Here is a 12,546-nt window from a genome sequence, read left to right as displayed (position 1 = left end):
CCACCTTTCGAAAAGTAAAAATGCTCAGGTTAAACTGGGCATTTTTTGCGTATTGATTTTTTTAATTTTGTTTGATAGAATGAAGATACGCTCACCCGATGCTCGCACTTTTAGAAAGAGGTATTTCTATGGTTAAAAAGATATTTATTGCTGGAGTGGTTATTTTATCACTTCTTGGTTTCTCTTCTGTAGCTAAGGCAGATACTCGTGATGTTACTTTTCATCTCGATAATAGCTTGGCCGGTAGTACATTCTTTCACCAGAATGTTATAGTTTCGAATCTTTTTGATGCGGTCCCTTCCTATAATGGCCCTCAGCAATGGAGGGATTTTTCGACAAGAAGATTAAGGGTGAACAGGGGAACTACGGTTCAGGTTTCAGGAGTTTTTTACTATAGAACGATATTTGGTAAAATAAATATGGGTAGATTTACTCGAAATGTTTATGTTCCGCACGATGCGGTTGCGGTTACTGTTAAATAGCTTTTATAAGGGTGGGCTATTTAATCGAGGAGTATTTATATGAAATTTATTGATAAAAATGACAAAAAACTTATTACTGTTATTTTGACATTAATTATATTTGGATGGTTAGCTTATCTAACTTTTGAAATTAATCGGATTGACAATAATTTAAACGGCTATATTGAGAGTGTAATTAAAGAAAATTCTAAGAAAAAATCGGAATAATTTTTGATGAAAAGCTGGTTTGGTGATATAATATAGTCTATGGAAAATTTTAATCAAAATAATCAAAATGAAAACAAAGAAACTGGCTGGGAAATTACAGTGGAGGACCGACGGGCAGTGATTGAGGCGCAAATTCAAATGCTTGAAGAGCAGAGACTAGATCTTGAAAAACAAATGCGCGAGGAGCTTCAATATATGCGCAATGCTAATAGAGATGAAATGGATAATCAGGATATTTACGAATCAATGAGTGGCATTTTTGAAGATAAAATGCGTGCATACGATTCAAAATTTTATGAAATTGACGTTCAGATTGATGGGCTGGAATTTAAGCTAAAAAATATTGAAAATAATAATTAGCACTCTTGCACTTCAAGTGCTAATTTGCTATAATATATTATATGAGCAAAACAGATTATTATGATATTTTAGGTGTAAAAAAAGACGCCAGTGCTGATGAAATTAAAAAGGCTTTTCGAAAAAAAGCAGTTGAACTTCACCCAGATAAAGGTGGTGATGAAAAGGCTTTCAAAGAGGTTAATGAAGCTTATGAAGTTTTAAAAGATAAAGAAAAGCGACAACGCTATGATCAGTTTGGTCACGCAGGTGTTGGTGGAAACTCTGGTGGGTTTTCTGGTGGAAGTCCTTTTGAAGGTTTTAGCGGATTTTCAGGCCAGAATGTTAATTTTGATTTTGGCGGTGGATTTGGTGATATTTTTGACGGAATTTTTGGCGGTGGATTTTCGAATGGTCGTGGTTCGAAAAATAAAAAAGGCCGCGATGTTGAAGTAGATCTAACTTTGAATTTTAAAGAGGCAGTTTTTGGGACTGAAACTGAAATTTCATTAAATCTAGATGATGAGTGCGAGCATTGTGATGGTTCAGGCGCAGAGCCTGGTCACGGAATGCAAAAATGTCCAGATTGTAATGGAAGCGGTCAGCAAACTCGCGCCACTCAAACTCTTTTTGGTCCAATTCAACAAACTATAACTTGCCCAACTTGTGATGGTCGTGGTGAGATTCCAAAGCAAAATTGTTCAGTTTGCCGTGGTGCTGGAATCTTGCGTAAAAAGCAAACAATAAAGCTTAAAATTCCAGCAGGAATTGACGATGGCGCAACAATTCGACTTTCTGGTCGTGGTGAAGCAATTAAAGGTGGTGAAAAAGGTGATTTATATGTAAACATCTATGTTAAGGCTGATAAAAAATTTACGCGTGAAGGTGATTTAATTTTAAGCGAAGAGAGAATTTCAATGATTGACGCTGCACTTGGTGCTGAAATTGAGGTTGAAACGATTGATGGAATGCTAACGATGAAGATTCCAGCCGGAACACAAAGCCATACTGATTTTAAGCTTTCGGGCCACGGTGTACCCAACCTTCGAACTGAAAGAAGAGGTGCTCAAATTGTGACGATTATTGTTGAAACTCCTACAAAGCTTTCGAAAAAACAAAAAGAACTTTTGGCAGAATTTAAGAAATCTAAAAAATCATTATTTTAAGTAGTTAGCCGAGTTATTTAATAGCTCGGCTATTTTATGAGGTAATATATTAGCACGGTTGTTTTATTTTTATAAAATAATTTGAGCATCCTTATAGCTTATGCTATAATATTGCTATGACAGCAATTATTTTTATTGTAATTCTTTCAATTTTCCTAACGCTCTCTCGGCGTAAAATGGGCTATTTTAATCTTATTATTCTCGCGGGAATTGTTTTGAATAGATATTGGAATAAAGATATTACTATTTTTTTAACAACTTCAAATTTAGTAATTCCAGAATCAACTTTGAGCGGAATTGTTGGTTTGTTTTTAATTTTAGCACCAGCTTTGGTAATTTTAGCAAAAAATCCAAAACAAGAAAAATGGCTTTTTGGTATACTTTCTTCGATATTTTCAGCGATTTTTACATATTTAGTGTCACTTTCGTATTTCGAAAAAGTTTTTTTACCAGATTTACTTTCGAAAAGTATTTCGCAGCCGCTTGAAAAATGGGCTAGTTGGGTCATTTTGGCGGGAGTTATTTTTTCTATTTTAAATATAACCTCATTTAAATTTAAGAAAATTGAGAAAAACCCTTGACTTTTAAAAATAATTGATATATACTTTAATATGTATTCAGTGAGTGGGTCTGTAGCTCAGCTGGTTAGAGCACCTGCCTTTTAAGCAGGGTGTCATGGGTTCAAGCCCCATCAGACCCTCCAATATATTAGAAAATTCACCAAAAGGTGTTTTTTTTATTGCTAAAATATGATAAAATTATATATGTGAAGAAGCAATTGATAGAATTTATAAATCGGTGGTTTTTGAATAGTTTCTTATTATGGATTTTAATTTCTATTTTTGGAAATGTTAGCAACCACAGTGCGGGAACTTTCTTTCTTGCTGGTTTAATTTTTTCAATTGTAAATAGCACACTTAAAACTATTCTTACAATTTTATCACTTCCAATGATTATTTTGACTTTTGGTTTTTTTACACTGATAGTTAATGGTATGATTGTTTGGATTTCGATACTTTTAGCACCAAATATTTCAATTGGATTTTGGAATTCTGTAATTGTAGGAGCGGCTATGAGCTTGCTAAATTATAGTTTGAGTCAATTTTTAAGAATTGAAGATGAAAAGGAGATTTTATAGTGAATATTGATATTATTTTACAGTTTTCAACTGTTATTTCTGGTGTTTTAATGATGATTTTAGTGCTTTTACAACAACGAGGAGCAACTTTAGGGGCAGGGTTTGGGGCTTCTGGCGAGCTTTATACTGAGCGACGCGGTGTTGAAAAGAGTATTTTTCGGGCAACAGTTTTCTTTGCATTTATTTTTGTTGCATCAATTCTTACAACTTTGCTTTTGCCTAAATAAAAAGGAGTTTTAATGGACTTTAAAAATAGCCCTAAAAAGGTTAGACGAGTTTCTGCTATTTCTCAAAAAAATAGAGATCAGGTATCGAAAAATAAAACAATTCAAACTTTTAATAATAAGGTTACTTTAGCTGAAAGAGCAGATCTAGTTGAAAAGGCTATAACTTCTCACACGAAAAAAATGTTTTTTGGTCGTTTTGAGAATTTATCAAATGTTCGAAAAATTGTTATTTCTTGGATCTGTGTTGTATCTATTTTGATTTTTTCTGTTGGTATTTTTCGCGGGTTAAGTGTCGAAAACTATAGTGAGAATATTTTTTATAGAGGAGGAACTTATTCAGAAGGAATTTTGGGCGAAGTTAAAACCTTGAATCCTTTATTTACCTCGACTAATACTGAAAGATCTTTCGAACAAATTGCTTTTTCTCGTATTTATGATATTGATGAAACGGGAAATTTGAAGGGCGATTTAGCTGAAAGCGTTTCAACATCTGACAATTATAAAAACTTTAAAATTAAAATGCGGAACAATGCCGTTTGGTCTGATGGCCGAAAAATAACAGCTAATGATGTAATTTTCACTATAAAACTATTGAGGGAGCAATCAATTAATCCTTCTGGTTTTAAAGCCTGGAAAAACGTTGAGATTTCGAAAAATAGTGATTATGAATTTAGCGTTAAAGTGCCGTCAAGTTCTTCTTCTGTTTTGTATAGTTTTAATTTTTCAATATTGCCAGAGCATATTTTAAAAGATATTCAAATAGAGAAGATCCGCGAAAGCGCTTTTTCGAAGAATCCAATAACTTCTGGTGCATTTAATTTTAAATCTGTTCAGAATGATGGTGATAAAACTACTATTTCATTAGTTAAAAACAAGCGATATTATAAGGGTGAGGCCTATATTGATAACTTTGACATTGTTGCCTTTAAAGATGAAGCTAAACTTAAAAATGCTTTGATCTCTGGTGAGATTGTTGCATCGCCAAGTCTTAAAATTAGTGAGTTTTCAGAATCTGAGCGGGATAAATTAAAATCTCGAGAAACTAATGTTAATCGTGGAATTTATGCTTTTTTGAATAATTCTGATTCGGTTTTGAAAGATTTAAAGGTTCGAAAAGCTATTCAAACTGGGGTTGATATTTCGAAAGTTCGAAAAGAAATGGAATTTGTTGATAAACTTGATTTTCCAACTTTGAATCAGTTTTTGAATACTAAAGATTTGAGCATTCCTAAATATGATTTCGATCAAGCGCAAAAAATATTAGATGAAGCTGGCTGGAAGAAAAACTCTAACGGTATTTTAGAAAAAGATGGTAAGACAGCTATTTTAAATATTGCAACAACTAGTGTCTATAACTATAAGAAAGCTGCTGAAGAAATTGAGAGTCAGCTTAAAAAACTCGGATTTGATGCAAAGTTAACGATAATTGATAAAGATGATAAAACCGGAGCTTTCGTTCAATCAATACTCCAGCCAAGAAACTATAGTATTTTGGTTTATGAGATTGATCTTGGCGCCGATCCTGATATATACGCTTTTTGGCATTCTTCACAATCTGGGCAAAAGGGGTTGAACTTCTCAAATTATAATGATGCTGTTGCTGATGATCTTTTGCTAAATTCAAGAACCGCTCAAAGCTCGAATGAGAAAAAGTTGCAAATAACTAAATTTACTCAACGTTGGTTAGCTAATTCGGTTGCCATTGGTCTTGGTCAGACTAAAACAAGTTATGTTTTTCGAAAATCAGTTCAGCCATATTCAGTAAATAATACTTTTGTAACAGAACTCAATAGATATGCAGATGTAATATATTGGTCTGCTTCAAAATCAACTCTTTACAAGACGCCGTAGTTTTGATATAATTAAAATGGTTTTGCGCGCGTGGCGGAATTGGTAGACGCGCTAGCTTGAGGGGCTAGTGAGCTTCGGCTCGTGGAAGTTCAAGTCTTCTCGTGCGCACCATTTGAATTTTAAGCGGTTTTTTTTCCGCTTTTTTATTTTGTAAAAATTGCACCATATTTTTGGTGCAATCTTATTAAATTATTTGATATTTTTTCTAATCCAGCCATCAAGTGAGCCAGCGCTCATTGCTAGAATTAATCGGTTTTTTGCTTTTAAACTTAAAATTTTCTCTATTAATTCTTTTGGATTATTTGAAAAATCTAAAATTGTTGTTTTTTCTGATATTTTCCTTGAAAGGAATTCTGGAGAAAGTATTTCGAAATCTGGGTTTTCACGGCTTAAATATGTTGGTAGCCAAATAACTTCATTGGCATTTTCAAAGATTTCTGGCGTATATTCATCTTGAACTTCAATTTGTCGAATATTTTGATGCGGTTGATAAATTAATGATACTCCAGAAAATCCTTGCTTTTCAGCTATTTCTTTTGCCATTTGAAGCGTTGATTGAATTTCCTTTGGGTGATGACCGTAATCAGAATAAACGTTGTTTATTATTTTTTCGAAACGGCGATTTGTGCCAGGGAAATTATTTAATGCTAAAATTGTTTTTTCATAAAAATCTTTTGGAGCCTTAAGATTTTGGGTTTCAACTAAATAATCAATAGTTTCAAGAACTAAACTGGCATTTTTTCGATTGTGGATGCCAGGAAGATTAATATTTTCTTCTGGTTGAGATAAAATTACCTTGTTCTTTAGATTTTCGAAAATTTCTGGATGTTGATCTCTCCAAGAAATAATAAAATCGCTTTGCGATCCAAATTCCACGAAAGCTTCAAAATAATCTTTCTCAGTTTTATAAATATCAGTGTGATCGTGGTCAATTGAAGTGATTAAGCTAACTGATGGCGTAAAATGCAAGAAGTTTCGGTCAAATTCATCAGCTTCATAGATAAAATATTCACTTTCCGGGTCGAAGAAACCACTAGAACCAAAGGATATCGTTGTGCCAATCGACCAACTTATTGGAATTCCTAATTGCTGAAAAGCCCAAATCGCCATTCCTGTGGTTGTGGTTTTACCGTGAGTACCGGAAATTGCTATAAGTTTGAGTTTTTTTGAATTGATAATTTCGTTCAAAAGTTCGTCACGTTTACTAATTTTTATTCCTAATTTCTTTGCCATTAAAAGTTCGGGATGATTTTTGGGTAGGGCTGCAGTATAAACAAACCAATCGATACCGTTTTCGATGAATTTTTGCTTTAAAAAATGTCCATCTTGTTTGCCGATTTCAATTTCAATATCTTTTTTTGAAAGCTCCTCAATCATTAAACTTGAATTTTGGTCGCTGCCAAAAATACCATAGCCAGCGCTGTGGGCGATACTTGCAAGAGCGCCAATTCCAACGCCACCAATTCCAGAAAAATAAATATTCATTCTTTAATTTTATCACTTATTAATTTAAAAATAAAGCTTTTAAACCTTTTTAAGGCTAGTAAAATATGATAAAATATAAATACTTATGCTTGAAAAAATATTAAAACCATTTTTTAAAATTCGAAATTATTGGCAATATATTTCTTTTAATGAAATGGCTGTTTTGTATATTTCAAAAAATATGCGAGTTTTCGCGGTAAAATTAACAAGCACTTTTAGCCTAATTTATATCTATAAGTTTGTGCATTCAATTTGGATTATTCCCGTTTGCATTTTAATTCATTATATTGCAAAATTTGTAGGTTCGATAATTGCTCTTTTCTATATTTCAAAAAATGGTCCAAAGCATGGAATGTTGCTTGCAAATATTTTGTATATCCCAGCTTTAGTTTTAATGGCTTCAATGGAACTTTTTGGTAAGGATTTAGGCTTAATCGTAGCTTTAACAGGTGTTATTTTTAAAGGAATTTCAGTTTCGATTGAAAATCTTTCTTACAATGTCAATTTTTCGAAAGCTAAAAATGTTAAAAAAGTTGGCAAACAGCTTGGTTGGGCGTATATTCTAGAAAATTTATCAAGCAGTATTACGCCTGCAATTGGTGGTTTTTTTGCGATATTTTTTGGTGTAGAGAAGCTTTTCATAATTTCATCTGTTATATTGGTTTTGACTACAATTCCGCTGCTTACAACCAAAGAAAAAGTTAAAATTAATAAAAAGTTAAGCTTCAAAGGTTTTCCTTGGCGGAATTATAAACATTTTTTGGTTATCTGTTTTAGCTGTGGAATGATGTGGAATTCTTTATTTATTTGGAGCTTTTTTGCGCCAGTCTTTTTAATTAAAGGTATTAATTCTTACGGCTCAGCTGGAGTTTTAGCCTCTATTTCTTCAATTTCAGCATTGATAGCAGCTTTTATTTACGGTAAAATTATAGATAAAAATAAAGAGCGTGGTTTGTTAAAGATCAATTCGATCATTTTGGGAATAGTTTATTCAATTCGAACTTTCATTTTTATGAACCCTATATCTATTGGAATTTCTGAAATATTCGCAGGAATTTCATTAAGTGGCTTCAATATGGCAAATTTTAAGGGGTTGTATAGCGAAGCTGATGAATCTGGAATGCGAATTCAGTATTTATTCCTCTACGAATTAGGAACAAATATTGCTTCAATTTTTAGTTCATTTATACTTTTAGGGTTATTTTTTGCGTTAAATAATGTTGACTCTTCGGGCAAAATATCGATGCAAATTACGATTCTAATTTCAAGTCTTGCAGCTTTACCTATGACTTTCGTGAATTATCGTATTTATCGAAATAAAAAACGTCAATTCCAAGAATGATGAAACCTAAAGCTCATATTCACCGATTTTATCTTAATTTTGTATTTTTTGGTGGAATTATTTTTGGCGCTATTTTTTCAGTTTTTTCGAAAAATACAAGTCTTAAATCAATTGTTTGGCTAATTTTAGCAACAATTTTATTCTTATTCTCTTGGATTTTTGCTCGAAAGTTTTGTTTAATTTTAGTCTTGATCGCCGGAATTTTGCTTTCTTTGTGGCGAGGCTCAGTTTATAATTTCGAAAATTTAAAGATCGCACAAAATATTAAAAAAGATGTAACTGTTCGAGCTGTTGTTCTTGAAGATCCAGATATTAAGGAGGATGGAAGTTTAAAAATTCGTGCAAAAGTTGTAGGAATTTTGAACGAACAATTTAACGGAAAGGCTTTTATTAGCTTGAAAACAAATCAGAAAATTCGTAGGAGTGATGAACTTTTAATAAAGGGGAAAATTTCTGACGGTTTTGGTGACTTTGTGATTTCAATTCATCGAGGAATACTTATGAAAATTACCCCAAAGAGTGATTTTATCCGCGATATGCGAGATTCTTTCGCTGAAGGGGTTCGAAAATCTATTCCTTCACCAGAGGTTGATTTGGGTCTTGGCTATCTGTTAGGTCAAAAAAATTCTTTGCCGGAGGAGATTTCTAAAGCCTTAACAATCACAGCTTTAACACATATTGTGGTTGCGAGTGGATACAATTTAACTGTTTTAGTGATGGCGGCCCAGCGAGTTTTTAATAAAATTTCAAGGAAGATAGCTTTATTTGTAGCGATTTTACTAGTTTTAGGATTTGTTTTTGTGGTTGGATTTACGCCATCAATGATTCGTGCGGGGATTGTGGCGATTTTTGGTTTAATTCTATGGTATTTTGGTAGAAAAACTCGAGCATATTTTCTTCTAACTTTTGTAGCGGCGATAACTTTAATTTTCGAACCTTCGAACCTACTTAATCTAGGCTGGCAATTATCGTTTGCTTCATTTTTTGGCGTTTTGATTCTTTCGCCACTATTACAAAAAATCTTTTTCGAAAAGCCAGAAAAACTAAATTCTGCTTTAAAATTATTTTTCGAAACTTTTAGTGCTCAAATTACAACACTTCCTCTGATAATTTTTACTTTTGGCACAGTAAGCGTAATATCAATATTTGCGAATATGCTAATTTTGCCGTTTGTACCAAGTGCGATGCTCGCAACTTTTTTAACGGGAATTTTTGCAATATTTTCGCCAATTGCTCATTTTTTTTGGCTTTATTGCAGAATTGATTTTAAAATACTCAATTTTTATAATTGGTGAATTTTCAAAAATCAAAGGAGCGCAGTTAGAAATCAGCCTTGGCTTTAGCGAAATGCTAATTTGCTATTTTTGCTTAATTTTGGCAGTTATTTTGATTGATTTTAAGCTTCGAAAGGATAAAATACTTGATATTTTGAATGAATCCTGAAACGTGATATAATTATATTATTATGAATTTTGAAAAAGAAATAAATTCAACAGATGAAATGATTGCTTTCGGTGAAGAAATTGGCAGGCAAATTTCTGAAGGAATGGTTCTAGAACTTATTGGTGATGTTGGCGCTGGAAAAACTACTTTTACAAAAGGCTTGGCAAAAGGTTTGGGCATTTCCGAAACGGTTCAAAGCCCGACTTTTACGATATTACGGGTTTATGAAGGAGGGAAACTAACGCTTTCGCATTATGATTTTTATAGATTGAATGATTATGGAATTATGGAAATGGAGCTTGCTGAAAATTTAAGTAATCCAAAAAATGTAACAGTGGTTGAATGGGCTGGTGATCTAGCTGAAATTTTACCAAAAAAACATTTGAAGCTGGTTTTTGAAAGTTTAAATGAAAATCAAAGAAAAGTTAAAGTGAGAGAAGTGTAATGATTTTATTTCTAGATACATCAACAGAGAAATGCAAAATTTGGCTTGATAAAAACTTTTTCGAAAAAGAACTAGGCCGAAACATGGCGCGAGATATTCTGGCTTTTTTAGAGGAATGTTTAAATTCTATTGGTAAAAAATATGAAGATTTTACTGGAATTGGTTTTTTTGCGGGGCCGGGGAGTTTTACGGGATTAAGAATTGGAGCTTCAGTTGCAAACACTTTAGCTGATGGCTTAGAAATTCCAATTGTCGCAGTGAAAAGTGATGAAAATTGGCGAGAAATTGCTTTCAAAAGCTTGAAGAATGGTAAAAATGACAAAATTGCGCTGCCTTTTTATGGTAGAGATGCAAACATAACAAAACCGAGGAAATAATGAAAAATAGAATTTTGATAATTATTGGAAAAATTATTCAGGCGATTTCAAGATTAAAAGGTGGTGGTTCAGCATTGCCTGGGCTTATTATGGAAAAAATTGATCCAAATTTTATTTCGAACATGTTAAATGGCTTAAAATATGGTGTTGTGGTAGTTAGTGGCACGAATGGAAAAACTACAACTACAAAAATGGTTGTTGAACTACTCGAAAGCCAAGGATTAAATGTATTTTCGAATAAAACTGGTTCGAACTTTGTTCGTGGTGTGGGTGCGGCAATTATTTCTGAAGCTAATTGGAGCGGTAAGCTTGAGGCCGACATTGCCGTTCTAGAACTTGATGAAGCTCATGCGACTCATTTTGTAAAGTTAATCCAGCCACGGTATTCGCTTCTTTTAAATGTGATGCGCGACCAGCTCGATCGATTTGGTGAAATTGACTATACTGCAAAATTATTGCATAAGATTGGTGAAAATACTTCTGGTTCAGTCGTTTTGAATGCTAACGATAATTTTTTGGGTAAAAAGGAATTTTCGAAAGAATTTTCGAAAGTTGTTAAGTTTGGATTTAATCAAAAATTGGCAGATTTTTTCCCAAATGATGATGAGATTTATCTAACAAATTCTAAAAAATCACGTCGAAAAATTTCAGCAAATGTTTTGCTTGAGGATTTTTCGAATAATATTGCAAAAATTTCTTGGGGTGGAAAAACTGATGAGTTTAAGCTCAAAATTGGTGGGATTCATAATATTTTAAATTTAACTGCTGCGATCGCTTTGGTTGAAGAGATTCTGAATGCTGAAAAACTTAAAATCAATCGACAAAAAGTAATTTGTACGGCAGAGAAAATTCAGCCGGCTTTTGGTAGAGGTGAGAAAATAAAAATTAATGGTAAAGAAGTTGAGATTATATTAGTTAAAAATCCGGCTGGTTTTCGAATAAATTTGCGAAATTTTGAGCCTGATAAATATGATACAATGATTGCGGTTAATGATAATTATGCAGATGGCCGTGATATGAGCTGGCTTTGGGATGTAGATTTTTCAGTCTTGAAGCACTCTGGCGTCCAAACAATTTCAGGTAATCGAGCTTATGATATGGCGCTTCGACTTTTTCATGATGATGTTGATTTTGAGGAAGATAATGTGAATCTTGATATCGCTGAATCTGTTATTGATTTTATCGAAAAAGGAAAAAAAGATAAGCGGATTTATGCGACTTATACGGCAATGTTGGAAATTCGAAAAGAACTTTCGAAAATTTCAGAAGTGGAGAAAATTTTATGAATTTAAAAATTTTGTGGCTTTATGCTAAAAATATGAATATTTACGGTGATTATGGCAATATTTTAGCGTTAAAAAAACAGATGGAGCTTCGTGGAATAAAATACGAAATTGTTGAATATAATCCTGGAGATGATTTTCCTGATGATGTTGATATTATTATTGGCGGTGGTGGTCAGGATTCGGGTCAGAATCAAATTCAAGATGATCTGCTGAAAATTGCACCAAATTTACGGAAGCTTGCCAAAAAAGGTGTACCAATGCTAATGGTTTGTGGATTATACCAGCTTTTTGGTGATTCTTTTGAAACTGTAAATGGCAATAAAATTAAGGGTATTTGCTTATTTAAAGGTGTTAAAACGGTTGGCGGTGAACAGAGAATGATTGGCAATATCGTTGAAGAATCTGATCAATTTGGTGAAATTATTGGTTATGAAAACCATAGCGGAAAAACTTATCTTTCGAAAGAGAATGAGCCATTGGCGCGCGTTAAAAGTGGTGCAGGAAATACACCTGACGGAAATTTTGAGGGTACGATTTATAAAAATGTGATTGGAACATATTTACACGGCTCAATTTTACCAAAAAATCCAAAAATTTCGTTATTTTTAATTGAACAAGCTTTGAAAAATAAAGATTATGAAATGCCTAAAGTTCTTTATGAAAATATTCGAAAAGCAAATTTGCTTGATCAAATCACCAGAAATGCGCGTGAAATTGCTAAAAAATGTCCACGATAGTACTTGATTTTTAGATTATAATTT

At 32.9% G+C, this 12,546-nt stretch carries 15 protein-coding genes and 2 tRNA genes; 16 read left to right on the top strand and 1 reads right to left on the bottom strand.

Features of this window, described 5'->3' with window-relative positions; translation table 11 throughout:
* Window positions 1-98: 98 nt before the first annotated feature.
* The 10 genes from HXL38_002845 to HXL38_002800 all read left to right on the top strand — a co-directional run bounded on the left by HXL38_002845 (window position 99) and on the right by HXL38_002800 (window position 5,518).
* Window positions 99-482 carry a hypothetical protein gene (locus HXL38_002845; GenBank protein ID QWB90894.2) on the top strand — a complete coding sequence of 128 codons (384 nt, stop codon included), beginning with the start codon at window positions 99-101 and terminating at the stop codon, window positions 480-482.
* A gap of 39 nt (window positions 483-521) precedes the next feature.
* Window positions 522-689 (top strand): hypothetical protein, encoded by a 168-nt coding sequence (locus HXL38_002840; protein ID QWB90893.1) that lies wholly within the window; start codon window positions 522-524, stop codon window positions 687-689.
* 39 nt (window positions 690-728) lie between these two features.
* Entirely contained in the window at window positions 729-1,049 is a 321-nt protein-coding gene (locus HXL38_002835) for a hypothetical protein (GenBank protein ID QWB90892.1), read from the top strand.
* Window positions 1,050-1,090: 41 nt separating this feature from the next.
* Window positions 1,091-2,191 (top strand): molecular chaperone DnaJ, encoded by a 1,101-nt coding sequence (gene dnaJ, locus HXL38_002830; protein QWB90891.2) that lies wholly within the window; start codon window positions 1,091-1,093, stop codon window positions 2,189-2,191.
* Window positions 2,192-2,307: 116 nt separating this feature from the next.
* Window positions 2,308-2,772, top strand: a complete 465-nt coding sequence (locus HXL38_002825; protein ID QWB90890.1) for a hypothetical protein — start codon at window positions 2,308-2,310, stop codon at window positions 2,770-2,772.
* 45 nt (window positions 2,773-2,817) lie between these two features.
* Window positions 2,818-2,894: transfer RNA gene (locus HXL38_002820), tRNA-Lys, on the top strand.
* Window positions 2,895-2,969: 75 nt separating this feature from the next.
* On the top strand, window positions 2,970-3,329 hold the full coding sequence (locus HXL38_002815; GenBank protein ID QWB91284.1) for a phage holin family protein: 360 nt from the start codon (window positions 2,970-2,972) through the stop codon (window positions 3,327-3,329).
* On the top strand, window positions 3,329-3,556 hold the full coding sequence (gene secG / locus HXL38_002810; protein QWB90889.1) for a preprotein translocase subunit SecG: 228 nt from the start codon (window positions 3,329-3,331) through the stop codon (window positions 3,554-3,556). The genes HXL38_002815 and secG overlap by 1 nt, the downstream gene beginning before the upstream one ends.
* A 12-nt stretch (window positions 3,557-3,568) precedes the next feature.
* Entirely contained in the window at window positions 3,569-5,407 is a 1,839-nt protein-coding gene (locus HXL38_002805) for a hypothetical protein (GenBank protein ID QWB90888.1), read from the top strand.
* Between the two features lie 24 nt (window positions 5,408-5,431).
* Window positions 5,432-5,518 (top strand) — tRNA-Leu (locus HXL38_002800).
* Between the two features lie 78 nt (window positions 5,519-5,596).
* On the opposite strand, the gene HXL38_002795 is transcribed toward HXL38_002800, so the two are convergent.
* On the bottom strand, window positions 5,597-6,892 hold the full coding sequence (locus tag HXL38_002795; protein QWB90887.1) for a hypothetical protein: 1,296 nt from the start codon (window positions 6,890-6,892) through the stop codon (window positions 5,597-5,599).
* Window positions 6,893-6,977: 85 nt separating this feature from the next.
* Here HXL38_002795 and HXL38_002790 point away from each other — a divergent pair, with 85 nt between their 5' ends.
* The 6 genes from HXL38_002790 to HXL38_002765 all read left to right on the top strand — a co-directional run bounded on the left by HXL38_002790 (window position 6,978) and on the right by HXL38_002765 (window position 12,522).
* Window positions 6,978-8,234, top strand: a complete 1,257-nt coding sequence (locus tag HXL38_002790) for an MFS transporter (protein QWB90886.1) — start codon at window positions 6,978-6,980, stop codon at window positions 8,232-8,234.
* Window positions 8,234-9,529 (top strand): ComEC/Rec2 family competence protein, encoded by a 1,296-nt coding sequence (locus HXL38_002785; GenBank protein ID QWB90885.1) that lies wholly within the window; start codon window positions 8,234-8,236, stop codon window positions 9,527-9,529. The genes HXL38_002790 and HXL38_002785 overlap by 1 nt, the downstream gene beginning before the upstream one ends.
* Window positions 9,530-9,699: 170 nt before the next feature.
* Complete coding sequence (gene tsaE, locus HXL38_002780) at window positions 9,700-10,122, top strand: tRNA (adenosine(37)-N6)-threonylcarbamoyltransferase complex ATPase subunit type 1 TsaE (GenBank protein QWB90884.1); 423 nt, start codon at window positions 9,700-9,702, stop codon at window positions 10,120-10,122.
* Complete coding sequence (tsaB, locus tag HXL38_002775; GenBank protein ID QWB90883.1) at window positions 10,122-10,499, top strand: tRNA (adenosine(37)-N6)-threonylcarbamoyltransferase complex dimerization subunit type 1 TsaB; 378 nt, start codon at window positions 10,122-10,124, stop codon at window positions 10,497-10,499. Before tsaE ends, tsaB begins: the two co-directional genes overlap by 1 nt.
* Entirely contained in the window at window positions 10,499-11,785 is a 1,287-nt protein-coding gene (locus HXL38_002770; protein ID QWB90882.1) for a DUF1727 domain-containing protein, read from the top strand. The genes tsaB and HXL38_002770 overlap by 1 nt, the downstream gene beginning before the upstream one ends.
* The gene (locus HXL38_002765) at window positions 11,782-12,522 is read left to right on the top strand and encodes a glutamine amidotransferase (GenBank protein QWB90881.1); all 741 of its coding nucleotides are present in this window, start codon (window positions 11,782-11,784) and stop codon (window positions 12,520-12,522) included. The genes HXL38_002770 and HXL38_002765 overlap by 4 nt, the downstream gene beginning before the upstream one ends.
* Window positions 12,523-12,546 lie beyond the last annotated feature (24 nt).

Source organism: Candidatus Saccharimonas sp. (genome assembly GCA_015256915.3).
Lineage (GTDB): Bacteria > Patescibacteriota > Saccharimonadia > Saccharimonadales > Saccharimonadaceae > Nanogingivalis.
Note: the sequence above shows the minus strand (reverse complement) of the source record. Positions and strands in the feature narration are given on the sequence as shown.

What these genes read in the sequence shown, in the direction of transcription:
- HXL38_002845 (QWB90894.2), top strand. Translation starts at nt 99, where the DNA reads ATGCTCGCACTTTTAGAAAGAGGTATTTCTATGGTTAAAAAGATATTT.
- HXL38_002840 (QWB90893.1), top strand. Translation starts at nt 522, where the DNA reads ATGAAATTTATTGATAAAAATGACAAAAAACTTATTACTGTTATTTTG.
- HXL38_002835 (QWB90892.1), top strand. Translation starts at nt 729, where the DNA reads ATGGAAAATTTTAATCAAAATAATCAAAATGAAAACAAAGAAACTGGC.
- dnaJ (QWB90891.2), top strand. Translation starts at nt 1,091, where the DNA reads ATGAGCAAAACAGATTATTATGATATTTTAGGTGTAAAAAAAGACGCC.
- HXL38_002825 (QWB90890.1), top strand. Translation starts at nt 2,308, where the DNA reads ATGACAGCAATTATTTTTATTGTAATTCTTTCAATTTTCCTAACGCTC.
- HXL38_002805 (QWB90888.1), top strand. Translation starts at nt 3,569, where the DNA reads ATGGACTTTAAAAATAGCCCTAAAAAGGTTAGACGAGTTTCTGCTATT.
- HXL38_002795 (QWB90887.1), bottom strand. Translation starts at nt 6,892, where the DNA reads ATGAATATTTATTTTTCTGGAATTGGTGGCGTTGGAATTGGCGCTCTT.
- HXL38_002790 (QWB90886.1), top strand. Translation starts at nt 6,978, where the DNA reads ATGCTTGAAAAAATATTAAAACCATTTTTTAAAATTCGAAATTATTGG.
- HXL38_002785 (QWB90885.1), top strand. Translation starts at nt 8,234, where the DNA reads ATGAAACCTAAAGCTCATATTCACCGATTTTATCTTAATTTTGTATTT.
- tsaE (QWB90884.1), top strand. Translation starts at nt 9,700, where the DNA reads ATGAATTTTGAAAAAGAAATAAATTCAACAGATGAAATGATTGCTTTC.
- tsaB (QWB90883.1), top strand. Translation starts at nt 10,122, where the DNA reads ATGATTTTATTTCTAGATACATCAACAGAGAAATGCAAAATTTGGCTT.
- HXL38_002770 (QWB90882.1), top strand. Translation starts at nt 10,499, where the DNA reads ATGAAAAATAGAATTTTGATAATTATTGGAAAAATTATTCAGGCGATT.
- HXL38_002765 (QWB90881.1), top strand. Translation starts at nt 11,782, where the DNA reads ATGAATTTAAAAATTTTGTGGCTTTATGCTAAAAATATGAATATTTAC.